A 20080-nucleotide genomic window follows, 5' to 3' on the forward strand; every position below is an offset into this window, starting at 1 on the left:
CGTCTTTCCATATATTGTCGGGGCAAGAAACCAGCCAATAATCACCTGAGGGGAATCATATGCGCGGGCTTATGCAGGATCGACAGCTTCTCATTTCTTCATTTCTGACATTCGCCGCCAGGAATCATGGAGAACGGCAAATTGTGACGCGGACGGTCGAGGGGCAGATCCACCGCTACACTTATGCCGATTGCGAGCGCCGATCGCGCCAGGTCGCCAACGTGCTGAAGAGCTTCGGGCTCGGCTTGGGCGATACGGTGGGCACGCTCGCCTGGAACACCTACCGCCACCTGGAACTCTGGTATGGCGTCTCTGGCTCGGGGATGGTCTGCCACACGATCAACCCGCGCCTGTTTCCCGAGCAGATCGCCTATATCGTCAATCACGCCGGCGACAAGGCCCTGTTCGTCGACCTCACCTTCGTGCCGCTGATCGAGAAGCTGGCCGACAAGCTGCCCTCGATCCGGCATTTCGTAATCATGACCGACCGGGCGCATATGCCCACGACCACGATCCCCAACGCCCTCTGCTACGAGGATCTGGTCGAGGCCGCCTCGGCCGACTTCGAATGGCCGGAGTTCGACGAGAACACCGCGTCCTCGCTCTGCTACACCTCGGGCACCACGGGCAATCCCAAAGGTGTGCTCTATTCGCACCGTTCGACCGCGCTGCATTCGATGGTCGCCAACAATGCCGATGCGCTGGGTATGCGCTCGGCCGACGTGGTGCTGCCGGTCGTGCCCATGTTCCATGCCAACGCCTGGTCGATCCCCTATGGCGCGCCCATGGCCGGCGCCAAGATCGTCCTGCCGGGCGCTGCAATGGACGGTGCCAGCATCTATGAGCTGCTGGAGACCGAAGGCGTCACCATGACGGCGGCGGTGCCGACCGTCTGGCTCATGCTGCTCCAGCACCTCGAGAAGGACGAGAACCGCAGGCTCTCCACATTGAAGCGCGTCGTCATTGGTGGTTCTGCCGCGCCACGCTCGATGATCGAGACCTTCGAGACCAAATATGGCGTCACCGTCTGCCACGCCTGGGGCATGACCGAGATGAGCCCGCTCGGCACGCTCGGTGCGCTGAAGGCGGGAATGGAGAAGCTGCCGCTCGACAAGCGCCTGGACATCCAGTGCAAGCAGGGCCGCGCCGTCTTCTGTGTCGAGATGAAAATTACCGACGACGACGGCAACGAGCTACCGCGCGACGGCAAGGCCTTCGGCCACCTGAAGGTGCGCGGCCCCTGGATCGCCGGCGCCTACCTCAAGGGGGACGGCGGTAATATCCTCGACGGGGACGGCTACTTCGATACCGGCGACGTCGCCACCATCGATCCCGAGGGCTTCATGCAGATCACCGATCGGGCCAAGGACGTGATCAAGTCGGGCGGCGAATGGATCTCCTCGATCGACCTCGAAAACGCCGCGGTCGGCCATCCCGCGATCGCCGAGGCGGCGGTGATCGGCGTCTTCCATCCGAAGTGGGACGAGCGCCCGTTGCTGATCGTCGTGCGCAAGCCCGGCAAAGATGTCGCCAAGGGTGAACTGCTTGCCTTTCTGGTCGGCAAAATCGCCAAATGGTGGATGCCGGACGATGTCGTCTTCGTCGACGAACTGCCCCACACCGCGACCGGCAAGCTGCTGAAGACCCGGCTGCGCGAGCAATTCAAGGACTATAAGCTCCCGGTGACCGCGACAGCGGGGTGAGGCATTGCCTCTTGGGAACGGAAGTGGGGGCATCAGTGACCGAAGGGGGAGCCGCCCCGGGCTGTTGGAAGCAGCAGCGATGCTGATGAACTGCAAGAAGCGACCGCTCGCCGGTGTTCGGTCTCGGCGACGGTCCTGTGATGTTGCGCGATCGGCCCTTCAGCGAGTCATGTCTTTCCCCCCTCGCTGACGGCCAGGCGCCGGAACACGCCCGGCGATGTTCCTGTCCAGCGCTTGAATGCGTGCGAGAAATTGGCCAGATCGCTGTAGCCAAGGGTCAGCGCGATGGCGTCCAGTGTTATCGTCGCGTCGGCAAGCATGAGTTTCGCCCGGTCCCTCGACGTCTCGTCGAGAAGAGCGCTGAACGTGGTGCCCGCATCCGCCAGCCGCCGCTTCAGTGTGCTGACCGAGAGATTCATGGCTTTCGCCACCTCGTCGATGCGGATCAGGCCCGGCCGTGCCTCCAGCCGCCAGCGCACCCGGGCGGCGATCTCGTCGGGCATGCTTTTGCTCGACTGCAGGGCCGTCAGGCTGGCCACTGCGCTGTTGTAGGCAATTGGGTCGGCGAAGCGGCAGACCGTTTCCAGCGTCTCGCGCGGCACCGCAATGTAATGCATGGGCGCATCGAAGCGCAGTCCGACGGCAAGACTGTCGGGATGATCCGCCAACCCCTCAGGCATGGGCCAGGCGATGTGAAACGTCAGTTCCAGCGCCTCGCTTGACAGAATCCTCAGCAGGCGGATGAAGGCGGCAGCGCAATAGAACAGGGGCAGGCGGTCGAGAACCGGATCGCCGGAATCGATGGTCAGCATGATCAGCACGGCTTCCTCACGCTCGAGGAAAGTCGCGCTGATGACATTCGAGATCAGCGGCAGGAATTTCAGCAGATGCAGCGCTTCACTGACCGAGCTGGCGCTGACCAGGGGCAGGCTCAGCAGACTGCTCGAGGTGAGGCGCACTTTCTTGCCGGCGAAATAGCCGATGCAGGATGCCTTGTCGGCATCGAGGTCGGGGCAGGCTTCCCGGAACCAGCGCATGGGCGCCTGCGCCCCGGGGACCTCGATCGCCGGGAGTTCGATCCCCTCCCGCGCTAGGATGGCTCGGAACCGCGCCTGTTCCCCCTCGCCCAGAACTCCGGACTCAAGCAGCTGCAAGAGGACATGCATCGGCAGGCCCGGCTCCCGGCGCTGGATGAGGAAACGCATTTGATCTGTTCTCACAAAAAACTGACCCAGATCAACATAGCCGAGCGATCAGGCTGCGCACAAGATGAGCGGCAATGAAAGCAATATCTACAGCCAACATTGGTTGAACAATGGGGAGTCAGGGCATGGGCAAGATCATTTTCGTCGAGCATGACGGCACGGTGCATGAAGCTAGGCTGATCGAAGGCCAGTCCCTCATGCAGGTGGCGACGGCCCATTGGGTACCCGGCATCGGTGGCGATTGCAGCGGCGCCTGTGCCTGCGGCACCTGTCATGTGATCGTGGACGACCAATGGCTCCCGGCCCTCGGCCCGCAGGGCGACGAGGAGGCACGGATGCTGAGCATGTCGCCGGAACGCCAGCCGGCCTCGCGCCTTGCCTGCCAGATTAAACTGTCGGCGGCGATGGACGGCATGACCGTTCGCCTGCCCGAATTCCAGATGTGATCCCGGACTTCCCCCTACGACAGGCCAAGCCATGACCATTCTCGACAAAGTGATCGCCACTGCTCAGGCGACGGTTCTCGACAGGGCGATCACCACGGCGCAGTCCGTCATCCCCATGAGCTTGCAATTCCGCAGCGTACATCTCTATGAGAAACTGAGGCGCATGGCTTTCGCCGATGCCCGGCCGCCCACCTTCGCCGAGCGCCCCTTGCCCGATGTCGCCGACCTGCCCTTGGAGCAGATAGACCTGAGCAGCCCCTTCCTGTTCCGCCAGGGCCGCTGGCAATCCTACTTCAAGCGCCTGCGCGAGGAGGCGCCGGTCCATTACCAGCCGAACAGCGCCTTCGGCCCCTTTTGGTCGGTGACGCGCTATGAGGACATTCTCCATGTCGACAAGAGCCACGACCTGTTCTCGGCCGAACCCTTCATCGTCCTGGGGGAACCGCCGAAGGGCATGAACCTTGAGATGTTCATCGCCATGGACCCGCCAAGGCATGATCACCAGCGCCAGGCCGTGCAGGGGGTAGTGGCCCCCAAGAACTTGAAGGAGATGGAGGGCCTGATCCGCCAGCGCGTGCAGGACGTGCTGGACAATCTGCCGGTCGGCAAGGCTTTCAACTGGGTGGACCATGTCTCGATCGAGCTGACCTCGCGAATGCTGGCGACCCTTCTCGATTTTCCCTACGAACAGCGACGAAAGCTGGTCTATTGGTCGGATCTGTTGGCGGGCAGCGCCGAGACCACGGGCGGACCGCTCGATCTCGACGAACTGATGAATGGCGCCATCGACATGGCCCGCCATTTCAAGGCGCTCTGGCACGACAAGGCGGCGCGGTCGGCCGCCGGGGAAGCACCCGGCTTCGACCTGATTACCCAGATGCAATGCCACGAGAGCACCAGGGACCTGATCAAGCGGCCGATGGAATTTATCGGCAACCTTGCCCTGCTGATCGTCGGAGGCAATGACACCACACGCAATTCGATGTCGGCCGGCGTGCTGGCCATGAACCGCTTCCCGGACCAGTTCGAGAAACTGAAGGCGGACCCCGGCCTCATCCCCAACATGGTGTCGGAAATCATCCGCTGGCAGACCCCGCTCGCCTATATGCGGCGCGTCGCCAAGAAGGACACCATGCTGAACGGCCAGTTCATCCGGAAGGGCGACAAGGTGGTTATGTGGTATGCCTCCGGCAACCGCGATGAAAGCGTGTTCGAGCGCCCCGACGATTTCATTATCGACCGGGCCAACGCCCGCAACCATATGTCCTTCGGTTTCGGCGTCCACCGCTGCATGGGCAACCGCTTGGCGGAACTGCAGTTGCGCATCCTGTGGGAGGAATTGCTGACCCGCTTCGAGCGGATCGAAACCCTGGGCGAGCCGACCATGGTGCAGTCGAACTTTATCCGGGGTTACGACACGCTGATGGTGAGGCTGGCGGAAAGGAAGTAACGGCCGACGCCCCACCCTCGATTTCTGGTCCCGAAACTTGCCTGCCCTTGGCTATTCGGAGCCTGTTGATCGGCGGTTGGCGCTCCAGGAATTGTTTGGCAACCTTTGTTCTCTGGCCGAACCGCCGGAGCGGGATGAGCACCCCTCCCCGACCGGGTAGGGGGGGGGTGTCAGTCGATGTGCTAGGCTGAAAAAAATCGCCAGTAAGATGCAAAATGGTGAGCGGGAGGAATAATGAACGTCAAGACTCTGGCCGTCGCTTTCGGCGCGATGGTTGCACTTTCCGGGTCGGCCTTTGCGAAGGTAAGCCAGTCGGAGGCGGACCGTCTCGGCAAGGATCTCACGCCGGTCGGTGCGATCAAGGCGGGCAACGCCGATGGCTCAATTCCGGCATGGACGGGTGGGATTACGACACCGCCGGCCGGCTATACGCCCGGCATGCACCATATCAGTCCGTATTCGGCGGACCCTCTCAAATTCGCCATTACCGGTGCCAATGCCGACCAGTATAAGGGCAAGATTCCCGACGGCCAGTTCGCCATGCTGAAGGCCTATCCTGGGTATAAGCTCAACGTCTACCAGACTCGGCGATCCTGTTCGCTGCCCGAGCGGGTCTACGAGGCAGGCAGGCTCAATGCGGTTTCCGCGACCATGACCGAAGATGAAAACGGTCTCAACGGCGCGATTGTCGGCAATCCGTTTCCTATTCCCAAATCTGGTGTCGAGGTCGTCTGGAACCATCGCCTTCGCTATCGCGGTTTCAAGATTCGGCGCTATTTCAACACCGCCGCGGTCAACCGAGACGGAAGCTTCACTTCCATCAAGACGCAGGACGAAGCGATCCTTCATTACTCCGGCCCCGGCATCAATGCGATCGGCGATGTCACTGACGTCAGTCAACTCAAGAATATCGCCATTTCCTATTTGAACATTACGACTTCTCCGGCCCGTCTCGCCGGTTCGGTCATCCTGGTCCATGACACGATCAACGCGAAAGAATTGCCGCGCCAAGCCTGGCAATATAATCCTGGCACGAGGCGCGTATTGCGCGCACCCGAGTTGTCTTACGACAACCCGCTCTTCAATAGCGATGGCCTGGCGACGACCGATCAGTTCGACATGTTCAATGGCGCGACCGATCGCTTCACATGGGAACTGAAGCCGCAGCGGGAAATGTATATCGGCTACAATGCCTATGAATTGATGTCCGATAAACATAGCTATAAGGATATCCTGCCCGCGAATTTTGTGAATCCGGATTACAGTCGTTACGAACTGCATCGCGTATGGGTGGTGGAGGCGAAAGTCAAGGAGGGGGTCAGGCATGTATATGCCCGCAGGACGATGTATTTCGACGAAGACAGTTGGAATCTTGTGGCCTCCGACCTTTACGATGCCCGGGGGTCTCTGTGGCGGTTCCAGGAAGGCCCGATCGTCAACTACTACGATATTCCGCTCTGCTCATCGGCCATCGAAGTGAATTACGATCTCCAGTCCGGGCGCTATATCGCCTTCAGTCTGAAGAACGAAGAAAAGATGCTGAACTGGAATGTTCAGGATCTCGACGCCGGGCAATTCACGCCCGATGCGATGCGTCGTCTCGGACAGAACTGATATCGATGTAAAACCCAGCCGGGAAGCCTCTGTTCGTCTCGATGCTTCCCGGCATGATGGTGGTGTCTGTGCGTAGTGGGGGACGGGGGGCTCGCGGTCGGTTGCCAAAGGGCTATCACATGAAACATGTGGTATGAAAATTAATAATAGAACGGGGAAGGAGAGGGAAATGCTCGAGGTCTGGAACACGAGAGTGATGGGCACAAGGGTTCCATGGTCGGTTGCCGCAATGGCCGCAGTGGGTGTTCTGGCTTTGACAACGGCAGCAGCAGCCTATGATTTTGAGATCGGTGACGAGGTCACAGGCTCCGTTCAAACGGTCCTTTCGGTCGGTGCGCAGATGCGGATGGCCGACAGAGATCCTCGGAATTACGGCTATTATTATGGTGGCTTGAGCAATGTTTCGGATATTGATGACGGGAATTTAAATTACGACAAATATGACCTGATCAGTCAGGTCAGCACCATTTCGAGCGAGTTGAAACTGAAGTGGCGAAATTACTTCGCTTTCTTCAGGGGGGCCGCGTTCTACGATTCTGTCGCGGCCAATAACGATCTTGCGGACTTCAAGCCGGAACTTCGCCCCTATACCAGCGGTCGCTACCCGGAGGGGGCTGACAACAGGGCGGATTGGGACGCAGAGCTTCTCGACTATTACGTCGGTGGTAATTTCGACCTCGGGGGGCGGAATCTCACCGTCAAGGTTGGCAGCCAAATCCTGAACTGGGGTGAAGCGCTGTTCACTATCAACGGCATTTCCATCGTCAATCCTCTTGACGTAAAGAAAATCCGTGTTCCAGGCGCCGAACTGAAGGATGCGCTTATTCCCGTTCCCATGATTTCCGTGGGACTGGATCTCGCAAATAATCTTTCGATGGAGGCCTTCTATCAGTTGGATTTCAAACCCTTCAAGCTCGACGCTTGCGGCAGTTTCTTTTCGACGACGGATAATTTCTGTGACGGGGTAAAATACGTCACTACGACGGAAGATCCATTTGATCCCAGATCGTATACCGCCGGTACCGGGATGAGGACAACCGACTACGACAATCCGAACAAGATCATCACGGCAGCAAATTTCCCGATGTATGTGGAGGACGATCCTGACGTCCATGATTGGGGGGTGGCGCTCAAATATTTCTCACCAGACTTGAATAATACTGAATTTCAATTCTATTTTGCGCGCTATACTTCCAGACTGCCTTCTGCTTACTGGCAATCGCCGGACAAATTCGCGGATGGAACAGGGCAGATCAATGCCGCCGCTCTGCCTGTGCCCCTGGTTCAGGGCTTGCTGGATCAACTCGGCGTCGACCAGTTGAATGTGTTGACATCGGCCCTTTCTGGCTTGCTTGGCGGGCCGGTGACGGATCTTGTCGGGGCGCTGACGAACCCGCTGACGGGAGCCTTGATCCAGCCGCCGTTCGGGACGTCGCCCCCGTCGAAGGTCCTGGAGAACCTCGACAACGGTCGATTCACGACCTATTATCCGAGCGGGCTGAATATGCTCGGTTTTGCCTTCAACACGACCTATGACCCGCTTGGTGTCGCCATCAATGCCGAGGTGAGTTGGAAGCATGATGTGCCCATTCTGATTTCTGAATCGGCGATCGTCACCAACGTGTATAACGCTGCAGGTGGCGTTCCCATCAGCCAGGGAACGAAGGCAAAGACGCCTGTCTGCATCGGAACCATCTGCGTGCCGAATCCGGGGATAGCCCCCTTCGTCGATCCCGGCTTCCACAATCCGGACGGTCAGTTCATTCCCGGTCGGCGCATCGACTTCGCCGAGAAGCATGAGGTCTGGCAGGCGGCGGTGCGCTTCACCAAGATCTTCGGCGGGTCCAGTTTCGTGACGCGCCTGCTCGGCGCGAACCAACTCTTCGCCCTCGTGGAACTCGGGGCGATTCATGTCGATCTGGATCCCAACGTACAATATGCCGGCTACGGTCAAACCGGATTTACCGGGTTTTCGACCCGACCGTTGCTCGGTGTCGTACCCTCCATCGCGGCCACAGACCTGGGTGTTCCGTTCTACGCGACGGCCAAGGAGCCGACCCAATGGTCGGGGGGTATTCAAGGGTTGTTCTTTTGGGATTATCCCGGGGTTTTTGATGGTGTCACACTGACGCCGTCGATCGGGTTTTCCCATGGCATCTTTGGCAATACACCGGCTTCCCTTCCGGGGTTTACGAAAAGTGTAACATCAATGAATTTTGGTCTTAAAATTAACTATCTCGACAACTGGGCGATGAATATCAATTACTTTAAAAGTTGGGGCGGCGGTTCCGGGGGCTCCGGCGGCGCATCACGGAACCCTTATATCGACCGAGATTTTATCGGCGTGAATGTGGCTTATTCTTTCTGACATCAAACGCGTGCGGTGGGGCCCCCCCCGACAGTACGCGAACTCACCCCGGGGCGCCCTTGTTCTCCTCCGCGCCCCGGGGTATTTTTTTCTTCTAGGGAGAACAAAAAGTGACGCACATATTCCTCGATGGGAACGCAGGGCAATTCTCTATCGATGAGAGCTTGCCAGACGAATTGAAGCGCGAGAGTATACTGGGCGAGATTTTTCTGCGTCATCACAACAAGAGTATCTTTCTCCTGGAGGCTCCGGCCGGCTACGGCAAATCGACCCTAATTCAGCAATGGCGTCGAGCTTTGACGGAGAAAGGAGAAAGAAGTTTTTACCTGTGCTTTTCGCGCAAGGACAATAATCCAAGTTCTCTAAAGTTAAATTTGCTTGGTGTATTGAAATCAGAATGGTCAATTGATTTACCAGGCAGTATTCAGAATCTCGATCTGTCGGCACTGATGAATCACCTGCTTGGAACTGTGAGTGGCGGTGGCACCGGGGTCACTCTTTTCCTGGACAGTTGTGAGGCCGTCGTTAATCCGCATGTTCTCAGATATATCGCGCGGGCGATAGAATCCTGTCCGGCAACGGTTCGCTTCGTACTGTCCGGAAGGACGGCCATACGAGTCCCCCGTGCCAAGGCTGTACTCTCGGGTGAACTCGTTCGACTTAGCGCGCAAGATCTCGCCTTTACCCGCTCCGAAATTGCCCGCATAGCAGACAGATGGCGTGGTTCGCCATTGGCGGAAAATGAACTTGATGCGATCTATCAGAAGACTGGCGGCTGGCCGGTCATGCTGCGGCTGGCAAGTCTGGAATGGCGAAGGCTCGATGATCCCGCGAAATTGCGGGAAGCATTGTCAGGGGCGAATGAAATCGTTTCGGCCTACTTCATGGAAGAAGTGCTGGAAAAATTGCCTTGCGCTCACCGCGAACTGCTTCTGAAATCCAGTCCACTCGAAGTCGTGTCGACGGCGTTATGTCGGTCGGCGACGGGCCTGGTCCAAGCGGCCTCTCTTCTAGAGGAGCTGGAAAGGCAGTGGTTTCTCGTTCATCGCGGCGCCCGGTCCGAAGAATTTGCCGCTTTTCATCCGCTTCTTCGAGAGTTTCTCCTCTCAAGGCTCCAGGTCGAATATCCCGGGGCTTTCGAGCGGATCCTTCTGAAGGCTGCTATCTGGTTTCGGCAGCAGGATCAGGTCGACATGGCAATGGACCATGCAATACGAGGCGGTCACGTCGGTTGGGCTTGCGAGTACCTGTCACCACTCATCTTCGATCTTGGATTCAAGTTGGGACAATTTTCGAATATTGGCCGGTGGGCACAATATTTGACGCAAGAGCAATTGCGGCATTACCCTTCTCTGAAACTCGGATTGGTATGGCTGAATATCTTCAACAATCCAGATGTGGCCGCCGGTCTGTTGAGCGGTATGACGGAGAAGGATGTTGCGGTCGGAACCAGTGAAGAAGAGGCGCATGCGAATTTTGCGATGGCGAGGGCGGTATTGGCAACGACTTCCGATAAGTACGTTGATGCCTGGAATTATTTTCGGGACTGGGACCGAAGACATCCCGAATTGACATATCAGCGCGCGAATGTGCTGACGGCCTGGGCCTATACGGCCTATGCTCTCAAACGCATTCGTGATGCTAAGCGCCTCTGCGATGCTGCGGGCGAAGCAATCGAACGAAGTGATGCTCATTTGGCTGGATTGTGGCTCCCGATTATAAGGGCGCGGCTGGCTCTGTTTGAAGGGAAACCGGGTGAAGTCGAACAAATTGTAACGAGGGTAATTGCCGGTGGCTCCGTTGTTCGGGGGCAGGACAAGCAAGCGTGGGGGCTCCTGAATGTATGCTTGGCCGAAGCGCGTTACATGCAGGGCGAGGTTCCTGGCGCGCTTGATGCGCTCGGGCAATTCTCCGGCGGTCAGATCCGGAACGACGTCACGGTCGAGATGGCCTTCGCCGTGGCGCGACTTAAGGGGCGCCTTGCTCTGGCGAGGGGTGATTTTCGCCGAGCCATTCAATCGCTGAGGGCGGACCTTCAGGCTTCCCGGGCGGCTGGCATGACCCGCCTCACAGATCTGATTGCCGGCGAACTCACCACTGTCCTTTTGTGCGCAGGACGTATTCGGGACGCCTGGCGAATTGAGAAAGACCATGACCTTAGTGTGCCGGCGGGCGAAAGCAAAGCTCCCTCGCTTGAGGAGAGGCAATTGGTTCAGGCTCGCCTAATGATATCTCATCAAGAATATAACCGAGCAGCAGCATTGGCCATGAATCTTTATTCGCGAGCCACATCAATGGGTAATTTTGGTCTTACTATTACTTCACAGTGTGTTGCCGCTTTGGCGCGGTGGCATTTGGGCCAGCGACAAGACGCGCATCGCCTCATGGTCAATGCGAGAATGACGGCAAGCGGTTCTGGATGTCAGCAGATATTTGAGGATGAAGTCAAATATTTGAAGCCAATTCAAGATGATGTGGTGTCCGAGTGGTGTGAATCGAGTGAAATTGCTGATAACGAAATTTCAACGCCGACAGGGGATTCGGTACTTTCAGCCAGGGAAAAGCAGGTAATATTTTTCGTTTCGAAGGGACTTTCAAATATAGAAATTGCAAAAATTCTCCTTGTTTCAAGCGAAACAGTGAAGTTTCACGTAAAAAATATTACTCGAAAATTAGATGCAAAAAATAGAATTAACGCTGTAGAAATCGCACACGATATTGGGTTGCTGGGCAGGGGTCGTGAATAGAATTTATTAAAAGAAATAAGATCGTGATGCGAAAATTAGATCAATTTCTGATATTGAATTTTTTAATTTTATGCCATTTCGCGGAGTGGCGGCCTTTCTTCTTAATATTGCATGGGTCATGGGAGCGCTCGTGGATCTCAAGCAAATCCGTTATGTGGTTGCCGCCGCTGAATGTCGAAGTTTCCGACGTGCCGCCCAGCAACTGCGGGTTCAGCCGTCCGCCGTCAGCAAACGCATCCTGGAACTCGAGGCTCGGCTCGGTGTAGCGCTGTTTGTGCGCACCACGAGCGGCGTAACCTTGACCGAAGCTGGACGGTGCTTTGTCGTCCAAGCACGCAAGGGGGTGGACCAACTGGATGCGGCTGCGACGCTGGCCAAGTCTATGGGACGCGGTGAATTCGCCGTTCTTCGAGTCGGCTTCTTTTCTCCCCTGGCGTCTGGTTTCCTGGCTCGGCTGGCCGCGGTTCATCGGGGGCGGGAGCCGGGGGTCCGTCTGGACTGGAACGAAGGCATTCAGCCCGACCTCGTCCGGGCAATCGAACGCCAGGAACTCGATGTCGCGTTTGTCTGCGACGGTTCCGCCGCTCCAGGCTGCGAGACCGTGCCGTTGTGGCTGGAGCGGTTGTTCGTCGTGATGCCGGCGGGGGAACTCCTCTCCGAGAAAGCAGAGATCCGATGGCAGGATCTTGAGGGCCAACATTTTATTGTCAGTGACACCGAACCGGGATGCCGCATGCACGAATTCCTTGTCCGCCATTTGTCCGCCCCCGGTCACGAAGTCAGCATCGAGCGTTGTCGCGTCGGCCTGCTGAGCCTCTATCAGCTCGTGGCTTTGGGGCGGGGATTCGCCTTGACCGCGGAGACGGCCACCGTCTCCATTGCGGGGACCGTATGCCGTCCGCTTGTCGCCTCACCAATGACCTTCGTCGCGATCTGGTGGCGCGCTAACCAGAGTCCTGCTCTGAGGAAATTCATTGATCTTGCCCGTTCTCTTTCGCCGGAGCACGGGTTGACATAAAGTGCGTGGTGGACGACGCTGGTCTGGCGTTACGCGCTTTCGCGAACCCCCTGTCTGTCGCGATGAATCGCTGCAACATCGGGACGATCAGCTTGAGCGGGTCGCTGACCGGCTGCCCCGTGTGGCGGCCAAGCGCCTCGGCGTAGGCGACGAGGTCGCGGTGAAGCGATGCCGGCAGTTCCACCGTCGCTTTGACGGGCCGGTCGTCCTCGATCGGGCCGAGCTTGAGCTTGGTCATGGGGTCTCTCCATAGGGGGGGATGACGAGGTCGCGGGTGACGACGACCCGGACCGGGAAGCCGGGCCGGATGGTGACGGTGGGCGGCACCGAGAGTTCGCGGCTGACGATCCGCTGGCCTGCGTCGTCGGCCGTGTCCTGAGAGCCGTTCCGCAGGGCGGAGAGCAGGGCGTTACCGCTGTCCGATGCCAGTTCCGAGCCGATCGAGAGTAGCGTCGAGAGAGTGGCAGCTTTGGCCACGTTCTCCCAGTGATCGTCGACCTGGTCCTCCAGCCCGGCGTAACCGGCAACGTCCGATCCCGGCAGGCGCTCGAGCACGATCGAAGAACCGTCCGGCCGGATCAGCCGGGTCCAAACCAGCAGCACCCGGCGCTGGCCGGCGTCGGCACCACCCTGGTACTGGCCGATCAGGCGCGAGCCCTGGGGGATCAGCAGGCGCTGTCCCGTCGGGCTGTCATAGACGGCCTCGGTCACCTGGGCTGTGACCTGCCCGGGCAGGTCGGAGCGGATGCCGGTCAGCAGCGCCGCGGCGATGACGCTGCCCGCCTGCAGGACGGCACTTGAGGCGGGCGGCGACACCCTGTCGGGGGCGGTGGTCCGGCGATCGACAGGGGCTTCGAGGAGTGCCTGGTGCCGATCCGTCGCGGCGTCTCTGCTCGCGAGCGCCGCCGCCGTCCCGGATGCCGAGCCAGCCGGCGCCGGCGGCGATAGCCGCGCCGTCACGCCGACGAACAGCTTGCTGGCATCGGCCGCGGCGGCATCCTGCCGGCGCTGCTGCTCGCCGGGATCGACGGCTGGCGGGACATCGGGCCGTCCCTGTTGCCCGAGAACCGCTCTCCCGAAATCCCCCGGCAGCGGCGGCCCCAGCTGCGGCACGGCGCCATAGTCGTGCGGCAGCGCCGCGAGGCCGTCGGCCGTGGTGCGCACGTCGGTGCTGAAGAGCTCGGCCGGGGCGTTGGTGCCCTGCCGGCTGCCGAGCGCGTAGATCAGCGCGGCACCCAGGGTGCCGCCGGCGACGAGGCCGAGCAGGACCACGACCCGGCGCGACAGCCGCTTCACCGGCCGCCGGTCGCCGCGGAGCCGCATGGCGTCTTCCGGTGGCGTGGCGCCGGTCATGACGCGGGCCTGCTGTCGGTGCGGACGATCCGCACCTTCTGCTGGGGCTCGGCACCGAGGCGGAGCTCGGCGGCGGCGAACAGGCGGTCGACGATCATGTGGCGGCCGCGCACCCGGTAGTTCACCAGTTCGGCACCGCCGTCGGCACCGACGACGAAGAGTGGCGGCATCTCGCCCTGGCCGATACCGGCGGGGAACTCGATATAGACCTGCCGGCCGTCGTCGAAGGCGCGGAGCGGCCGCCAAGGCGGCGTATCGCCCTCGATCGCATAGCGGAAGTTCAGGGCGGCGATGTCGATGCCCTCGGCGACCGGCCGGACGGCATCGGCCGCATCGTTCCGGCGGCGGAGGGCCAGCAACTCGTCCTGTGGATAGGACCAGGAGACGGAAGCCATATAGGTCGAGGGCGTCGCCTGTAGCTCGACGTGATAAGTCCGCCGGTCGGTATTGATCACCAGGTTGGTGGCGATGTCGGCGCGGATCGGCTTGACCAGGATATGGATCCGCTTGCTCTCTGCCATACCGCTCTCGGTATCACCGATGATCCAGCGCACGGTATCGCCGGCGGCGATCGGCCCGGTGCCGGCCAGTTGCTCGCCCGGCTGCAAGGCGATGTCCGAGATCCGGCCGGGGGCGGCATAGACCTGGTAGAGGGCACCGTCGGTGAAGGGATAGACCTGCACTGCGTTGACGAAGCCGTCCCGTACCGGCTGGATGCGCGCGGCCGCATTGGCCTGTTCCACCCGCACCGCCGGGGCAGCCGGTTCCGGCCGCGGGCGCTCGCTGGGGAGGGGCCGCAACTGCCCCGGCAGGGGCAGCGGACGGGGCACGTCGACGACAGTCACCGGCGCCGGCGGGTCGGCGGCTCGCACCGCCGGTGCGGCATCGTCGTAGCGGATGGCGGGCGGTGCCTGGCCGGCGCAGGCCCCGAGGGCGAAGGTGCCCAAGAGAGCAAGCAGGACGATCGGGCGGATCATGGCGTGAGCTCCTTCGACCAGTCGATGGCATTGACGAAGATGCCGAGCGGGTTCTTGCGCAGATGGTCGGCATCGGCAGGCGGGCGGATGGCGATCGTGAGGATGGCGCTCCAGCGCTCGGTGGCGGCGAGCTGGCCGCTCTCGTAGCGCTTCTCGCTCCAGGCGATGCGGAAGCTGTCGGGCGAGGCGCGGATCACGCTGGAGACCTCGACGGAGACCTGCTGCTTGCCGACCCTGGCGAAGGGATCGGCAACCCTGGCGAAGTCGTTGAGGGCCAGCGCCCCGCGGTCTGTGGTGAAGTCGTAAGCGCGCAGCCAGTTCTGGCGGAGCACGATGGGGTCGGCGGGCACGCTACGGACCTGCTCGATGAAGCGGGCCAGGTGGAAGGCGATCTGGGCATCGGCCGGCTGGTAGTCCGGCGTCGCTGGGGCGATGCTACGGGCTTCCCCCAGCCGGTCGACCTCGACCACCCAGGGCACGATGGTGCCCCGCGCCGACTGCCAGACCAGGGCGGCGGCGAAGCCGCCGGCCAGGATCAGGCAACCGAAGGCGATCAGGCGCCAGTTGCGGGCCTGGGCGCGGGCGGAACCGATCCGCTCGTCCCAGACCTGGGCGGCGCGCTGGTAGGGGGTATCGGGTTCCGGCGTCCTGCCGTAGCGGACGGATGCGCGCTTGAACATCAGCGGTCACCTTCGGTGAGGGAGATGGAGGTGTCGCCGCCATGGCCGTCGGTGGCACGGATGGCATGGGCAGCGGTAGTGGCGCCCTGATGCAGGCTTTGGGCGCGCTGCATGCGCCGCGCCCAGGCGGGGGCAGCAGAAGGGCCTTCAGGCACGGGGGTGGCGTCGCCGGCGACCGTTCCAGCGGTGGAACTGCCGCCCGTCGCCGCGAAGGCGCTGCGCGCTCCTTCCCGGGCAGCCTCACCCATCGCGGCGGACGACCTGGCGGCGACAGTCTTGAAGGGCCGGGAGGCGGCAGCCGCTCCGGCCCTTGCGACGCCGGCAAGGCCATGAGCAACACGGGCCGCACCACTCTCGCCGGCGGCCCCGAGGGCGTAGGCGGTGGAGGCGCCGCCGGTCATGCCGGCACCGGCCCTGGCGCTGGCGGTGGCTGCACCGGCAGCGGCCCCGGCCGTTATGCGGGCGGCCGCCGCTCCGGCGGCGAGGGTCCCACCGGCGGCCAGGGCGGTGCCGACGGCCGAGCCGGCGCCGAGCTGCGGCCCGCCGGAGACGAGGCCATTGGCGATGCCGGGCCCGAAGATGCCGAGGCCGAGCATGGCCAGCGAGGCGAGGACGATCGCCATGGCTTCGTCGATGGTTGGCTGCTCGCCGCCGAAGCCGGCGGTGAACTCGCCGAACAGGCTGGAGGCGATGCCGACGATCACGGCGAGGACCAGCACCTTGATGCCGGAGGAGACGACATTGCCGAGCACCCGCTCGGCGATGAAGGCGGACTTGCCGAACAGGCCGAAGGGGATCAGCACGAAGCCGGCGAGGGTGGTGAGCTTGAACTCGATCAGGGTAACGAAGAGCTGCACCGAGAGGACGAAGAAGGCGAGCAGCACCAGGACCCAGGCGAGCAGCAGGCAGGCGATCTGGATGAAGTTCTCGAAGAAGGACCAGTAGCCCATCAGGTCGGACAGGGCCTGGAGCAGGGGCTGGCCGGCATCAAGGCCGGTCTGGGCGACGCGGCCGGGCCGCAGCAGGTCTTCGATGGCAAGGGCCGAGCCGCTGGCCGTCAGGCCCAGCCCCGCGAAGCTCTCGAAGACCACGCGGGCGAGCGTGTTCCAGTTGCCGATCAGATAGGCGAAGACGCCGACGAAGAGGGTCTTCTTCACCAAGCGGGCGAGAATGTCCTCGTCGGCACCCCAGGCCCAGAACAGGGCGGCCAGCGTCATGTCGATGGCGATCAGCGTTGTAGCGAGCCAGGCGACCTCGCCGTGGAGCAGGCCGAAGCCTGAATCGATGTAACGGGTGAAGACTTCCAGGAAGCGGTCGATGACGCCGGTGCCCTCCATGACGCGGTCCCGCCGTCAATCGTGGAACATGCGGGCGCTGCCCGGCACATAGCCGGTGCCGGGGGTGAGGAAGCGGCGGCGCTGCTCCCGTCCCTGCTCGGCGGCGGCGGCCCGCTCGGCCTCGGCGATGGCATCGGCCCTGCCGTTGGCGGCTACCACGGCGGTCAGGTCGGCGAGTTGCTGGGCCTGGAGGGCGAGCAGCTGGTTGCCGGCCTGGGTGGCCTGCAAGGCCCCGGCGGCATCCTGGCTGGCGCCCAAGAGGGCCGCCGTCTCGAGCCGGTTGGTGTCGATATTGCCGACGACTCCGGCCTGCACCCGCATGGCATCCTGAAGCCCGGCCACGGTATTGGACCAGCGCGCCCTGGCGCCGTCGATCAATTGCCGGTCCGTCGCCGAGATCGAGGCGGTGCCATAGGTGGTGGCGAAAGCCTGGTCGATCTGCTGAACGTCATAGGCGATGTTCCGGGCCTGCATCAGCAGGGACTGGGTGCGCTGGACCGAATACTGAAGTTCCCGCAGCGCGGTATAGGGCAGGCTCATAAGATTGCGGGCCTCGTTGATCAGCATCTGCGCCTCGTTCTGCAGCGAGACGATCTGGTTGTTGATCTGCTCGAGCGCCCGCGCGGCCTGGATCACGTTCTCGGCATAGTTCGAGGGATCGAAGACGATCCAGGCGGCCCGCGCCGGCGGCGCCAGCATGAGGGCGGCCGCGAGGCTCGCGGCAATCAGGGATTTGCGCGTCATGGCGCCACCTCATCGGAGTTGAGATTGTCTAGAGAGGGGATCAGGTCCGCGGCCCAGTCGAGGCCGCGCCGGCGCAGCCAGGCTTCGGCGAAGGCTTCGCGGCTCGTGGCCAACACCTCGTCGATCGCGGCGTGATCGGCTTTGGACGAGGCGGCGGTGAAGGCCAGCGCCACCTCGCCGAGGCCGAGTTCGAACAGGCGGTTGCCTTGGCGGGATTGGCAGTAGTAGTCGCGCTTCGGGATAGCCCGGGCGAGGATCTCGATCTGCCGGTCGTTGAGGCCGAAGCGGCGGTAGATCGCGGCGATCTGCGGCTCGACCGCGCGGGCGTTGGGCAGCAGCAGGCGGGTCTGGCAGCTCTCGATAATGGCCGGCGCAATCGCGGCGCCGTCGATATCGGCAAGGCTCTGCGTGGCGAAGATGACGCTGGCGTTCTTCTTGCGCAGGGTCTTCAGCCATTCCCGGATCTGCCCGGCGAAATCCTCGTCGTCGATGGCGAGCCAGGCTTCGTCGATCACGATCAGCGCCGGCGCACTGTCGAGGCGGGCCTCGATCCGGTGGAACAGATAGGCGAGCACGGCGGGCGCCGCGGCCGTGCCGATCAGGCCCTCGATCTCGAAGGCCTGGACATCGGCATCGCCAAGGTCCTCGCTGTCGGCATCGAGCAGCCGGCCGAAGGCGCCGCCCAGGCAATAGGGGCGCAGGGCCTGCTTCAGCCTGGCGGATTGGAGCAGCACCGAAACACCGGTCAGGGTGCGCTCCGCGACGGGTGCCGAAGCCAGCGAGGTCAGGGCCGACCACAGGTGTTCCTTGACCTCCGGCGTGGCCGGCACGCCCTCGCGGCGCAGGATGCCCGCCAGCCAGTCGGCAGCCCAGGCGCGGCCGGCGGTGTCGTCGATTTTTGCCAGGGGCTGGAAGGCGACGGTGGCCTCGCCGGCGATGCGGCCGCCGAGGTCATGCCAGTCGCCGCCCATGGCGAGCACCGCGGCCCGGATCGAGCCGCCGAAGTCGAAAGCGAAGATCCGGGCATCCTGGTAGCGGCGGAACTGCAGGGCCATCAGGGCGAGCAGCACCGACTTGCCGGCGCCGGTCGGCCCGACCACCAGGGCGTGGCCGACATCCCCGACATGCAGAGAAAACCGGAACGGGGTCGAGCCTTCGGTCTTGCCGAAGAGCAGAGGGGGCGCTGCCAGATGCTCGTCCCGTTCCGGCCCCGCCCACACCGCGGAGAGCGGCATCATGTGGGCGAGATTGATTGTGGAGAGCGGCGGTTGCCGCACGTTGGCGTAAGCATGGCCGGGCAGGGAGCCGAGCCAGGCCTCGACCGCATTGACCGTCTCCACCATGCAGGTGAAGTCGCGGGCCTCGATCGCCTTGGCGACGAGGCGGAGCTTCTCGTCGGCGAGGCGGGGATCCTCGTCCCAGACCGTGACCGTGGCGGTGACATAGGCGGCGCCGACGACATCGGCCCCCAGCTCCTGCAAGGCGAGATCGGCATCGGCCGCCTTGTTGGCGGCATCGGAATCCTGCAGGGCGGAGGCTTCGTTGGTCATCACCTCCTTCAGGATGGCGGCGATGCTCTTCCTCTTGGCGAACCACTGGCGGCGGATGCGGCCGAGCAGCTTCGCGGCATAGGGCTTGTCGAGCATGATCGCCCTTGTCGACCAGCGGTAAGGCAGGGCGAGGCGGTTCAGGTCGTCGAGGATGCCGGGCGTGGTCTGCCCCGGGAAGCCGAACACGGTGAGGGTGCGGAGATGGGCATCGCCCAGGCGCGGGGCGAGGCCGCCGGCCAGCGGCCGGTCGGCGAGGATCGCATCGAGATAGACGGGCACCTCGGGCACGGCCACCCGGTGGCGCGCGGTCGAGACGGTCGAATGGAGATAGGTCAGGGTCTCGGCGTCATCGAGCCAGGCGCAGGCCGGCATGATGCCCTCGACCAGTTGCAGCAGGCGCTCGGTCCGGTCGATGAACCCGTTCAAGACCTCGCGGCCATGACGGACCTCGCCGCCCTCTGGCGTGACATAGAGCAGACGCTCGGCCCGGGCGGCGCTCTCGGCCGGCGGCAGATAGAGCAGGGTCAGGAAGTAGTGGGATTCGAAGTGCGCGCCCTCTTCCTCGAACATGGCCTTGCGCTCGGCCTCGACCAGGGCCGAGGCCGGGTCGGGGAAGCGGCTGTCGGGATAGGCTTCAATAGGCACGCGCTGCGCCTCGACGAAGACGGCCCAGCCGGAGCCGAGGCGGCGGAAGGCGCCGTTCAGCCGGTTGGCGGCGGCCGCCAGTTCCGCGGGCTCGGAGGATTCGAGGTCCGGGCCGCGGAAGCGGGCGGTCCGTTGCAGGGAACCGTCCTTGTCGAGCACCACGCCGGGCGCCACCAGGGCGGCCCAGGGCAGGAAGTCGGCCAGGCGGTCGGCGCGGCGGCGATACTCGGCGAGATGCATCAT

General features: G+C 62.4%; 15 protein-coding genes. 7 read left to right on the forward strand and 8 right to left on the reverse strand.

Translation table 11 applies throughout. From position 1 onward, the window contains the following. Nucleotides 1–59: 59 nt before the first annotated feature. On the forward strand, nucleotides 60–1703 hold the full coding sequence (locus DKG75_RS06090) for a 3-(methylthio)propionyl-CoA ligase (protein WP_109920214.1): 1644 nt from the start codon (nucleotides 60–62) through the stop codon (nucleotides 1701–1703). A 167-nt stretch (nucleotides 1704–1870) separates the two neighbouring features. On the opposite strand, the gene DKG75_RS06095 is transcribed toward DKG75_RS06090, so the two are convergent. Beyond that, nucleotides 1871–2908, reverse strand: a complete 1038-nt coding sequence (locus tag DKG75_RS06095; protein WP_109920215.1) for a helix-turn-helix domain-containing protein — start codon at nucleotides 2906–2908, stop codon at nucleotides 1871–1873. 125 nt (nucleotides 2909–3033) lie between these two features. Here DKG75_RS06095 and DKG75_RS06100 point away from each other — a divergent pair, with 125 nt between their 5' ends. From DKG75_RS06100 to DKG75_RS06125, 6 genes are all read left to right on the forward strand, one after another. Beyond that, complete coding sequence (locus tag DKG75_RS06100) at nucleotides 3034–3354, forward strand: 2Fe-2S iron-sulfur cluster-binding protein (protein ID WP_109920216.1); 321 nt, start codon at nucleotides 3034–3036, stop codon at nucleotides 3352–3354. 31 nt (nucleotides 3355–3385) lie between these two features. After that, nucleotides 3386–4804 carry a cytochrome P450 gene (locus DKG75_RS06105; protein WP_109920217.1) on the forward strand — a complete coding sequence of 473 codons (1419 nt, stop codon included), beginning with the start codon at nucleotides 3386–3388 and terminating at the stop codon, nucleotides 4802–4804. A 234-nt stretch (nucleotides 4805–5038) separates the two neighbouring features. Beyond that, on the forward strand, nucleotides 5039–6418 hold the full coding sequence (locus DKG75_RS06110; protein WP_109920218.1) for a DUF1329 domain-containing protein: 1380 nt from the start codon (nucleotides 5039–5041) through the stop codon (nucleotides 6416–6418). 169 nt (nucleotides 6419–6587) lie between these two features. Continuing rightward, a complete protein-coding gene (locus DKG75_RS06115; protein WP_166646477.1) occupies nucleotides 6588–8786 on the forward strand; it encodes a DUF1302 domain-containing protein in 2199 nt (732 codons plus the stop codon). A 110-nt stretch (nucleotides 8787–8896) separates the two neighbouring features. Then, on the forward strand, nucleotides 8897–11533 hold the full coding sequence (locus DKG75_RS06120; protein WP_133636941.1) for a helix-turn-helix transcriptional regulator: 2637 nt from the start codon (nucleotides 8897–8899) through the stop codon (nucleotides 11531–11533). 130 nt (nucleotides 11534–11663) lie between these two features. Further along, a complete protein-coding gene (locus DKG75_RS06125; protein WP_208112063.1) occupies nucleotides 11664–12551 on the forward strand; it encodes a LysR family transcriptional regulator in 888 nt (295 codons plus the stop codon). Here the strand turns inward: DKG75_RS06125 and DKG75_RS06130 are convergent. From DKG75_RS06130 to trbE, 7 genes are read right to left on the reverse strand one after another with little or no spacing between them, the layout of a single operon-like run. Beyond that, nucleotides 12505–12789 (reverse strand): DUF2274 domain-containing protein, encoded by a 285-nt coding sequence (locus DKG75_RS06130; RefSeq protein ID WP_109920222.1) that lies wholly within the window; start codon nucleotides 12787–12789, stop codon nucleotides 12505–12507. The two genes, DKG75_RS06125 and DKG75_RS06130, sit on opposite strands and share 47 nt — an antisense overlap. Next, complete coding sequence (locus DKG75_RS06135) at nucleotides 12786–13904, reverse strand: TraB/TrbI/VirB10 family type IV secretion system protein (RefSeq protein ID WP_109920223.1); 1119 nt, start codon at nucleotides 13902–13904, stop codon at nucleotides 12786–12788. The genes DKG75_RS06130 and DKG75_RS06135 overlap by 4 nt, the downstream gene beginning before the upstream one ends. After that, complete coding sequence (gene trbG / locus DKG75_RS06140; RefSeq protein ID WP_109920224.1) at nucleotides 13901–14881, reverse strand: P-type conjugative transfer protein TrbG; 981 nt, start codon at nucleotides 14879–14881, stop codon at nucleotides 13901–13903. The genes DKG75_RS06135 and trbG overlap by 4 nt, the downstream gene beginning before the upstream one ends. Then, nucleotides 14878–15561 carry a conjugal transfer protein TrbF gene (gene trbF, locus DKG75_RS06145; RefSeq protein WP_109920225.1) on the reverse strand — a complete coding sequence of 228 codons (684 nt, stop codon included), beginning with the start codon at nucleotides 15559–15561 and terminating at the stop codon, nucleotides 14878–14880. Before trbF ends, trbG begins: the two co-directional genes overlap by 4 nt. After that, nucleotides 15561–16898, reverse strand: a complete 1338-nt coding sequence (trbL, locus tag DKG75_RS06150) for a P-type conjugative transfer protein TrbL (RefSeq protein WP_109920226.1) — start codon at nucleotides 16896–16898, stop codon at nucleotides 15561–15563. Before trbL ends, trbF begins: the two co-directional genes overlap by 1 nt. A 15-nt stretch (nucleotides 16899–16913) precedes the next feature. Further along, complete coding sequence (gene trbJ, locus DKG75_RS06155; protein WP_109920227.1) at nucleotides 16914–17642, reverse strand: P-type conjugative transfer protein TrbJ; 729 nt, start codon at nucleotides 17640–17642, stop codon at nucleotides 16914–16916. Next, nucleotides 17639–20080, reverse strand: coding sequence for a conjugal transfer protein TrbE (gene trbE, locus DKG75_RS06160; protein ID WP_109920228.1), 2442 nt, complete (start codon nucleotides 20078–20080; stop codon nucleotides 17639–17641). Before trbE ends, trbJ begins: the two co-directional genes overlap by 4 nt.

Origin of the sequence: Zavarzinia compransoris (genome assembly GCF_003173055.1) — a bacterium.
Lineage (GTDB): Bacteria > Pseudomonadota > Alphaproteobacteria > Zavarziniales > Zavarziniaceae > Zavarzinia > Zavarzinia compransoris.

Excerpts from the sequence above, each read along its gene's own strand:
- DKG75_RS06090 (WP_109920214.1), top strand. The coding sequence starts at position 60 with ATGCGCGGGCTTATGCAGGATCGACAGCTTCTCATTTCTTCATTTCTG.
- DKG75_RS06095 (WP_109920215.1), bottom strand. The coding sequence starts at position 2,908 with ATGCGTTTCCTCATCCAGCGCCGGGAGCCGGGCCTGCCGATGCATGTC.
- DKG75_RS06100 (WP_109920216.1), top strand. The coding sequence starts at position 3,034 with ATGGGCAAGATCATTTTCGTCGAGCATGACGGCACGGTGCATGAAGCT.
- DKG75_RS06105 (WP_109920217.1), top strand. The coding sequence starts at position 3,386 with ATGACCATTCTCGACAAAGTGATCGCCACTGCTCAGGCGACGGTTCTC.
- DKG75_RS06110 (WP_109920218.1), top strand. The coding sequence starts at position 5,039 with ATGAACGTCAAGACTCTGGCCGTCGCTTTCGGCGCGATGGTTGCACTT.
- DKG75_RS06115 (WP_166646477.1), top strand. The coding sequence starts at position 6,588 with ATGCTCGAGGTCTGGAACACGAGAGTGATGGGCACAAGGGTTCCATGG.
- DKG75_RS06130 (WP_109920222.1), bottom strand. The coding sequence starts at position 12,789 with ATGACCAAGCTCAAGCTCGGCCCGATCGAGGACGACCGGCCCGTCAAA.
- DKG75_RS06135 (WP_109920223.1), bottom strand. The coding sequence starts at position 13,904 with ATGACCGGCGCCACGCCACCGGAAGACGCCATGCGGCTCCGCGGCGAC.
- trbG (WP_109920224.1), bottom strand. The coding sequence starts at position 14,881 with ATGATCCGCCCGATCGTCCTGCTTGCTCTCTTGGGCACCTTCGCCCTC.
- trbF (WP_109920225.1), bottom strand. The coding sequence starts at position 15,561 with ATGTTCAAGCGCGCATCCGTCCGCTACGGCAGGACGCCGGAACCCGAT.
- trbL (WP_109920226.1), bottom strand. The coding sequence starts at position 16,898 with ATGGAGGGCACCGGCGTCATCGACCGCTTCCTGGAAGTCTTCACCCGT.
- trbJ (WP_109920227.1), bottom strand. The coding sequence starts at position 17,642 with ATGACGCGCAAATCCCTGATTGCCGCGAGCCTCGCGGCCGCCCTCATG.
- trbE (WP_109920228.1), bottom strand. The coding sequence starts at position 20,080 with ATGATGCATCTCGCCGAGTATCGCCGCCGCGCCGACCGCCTGGCCGAC.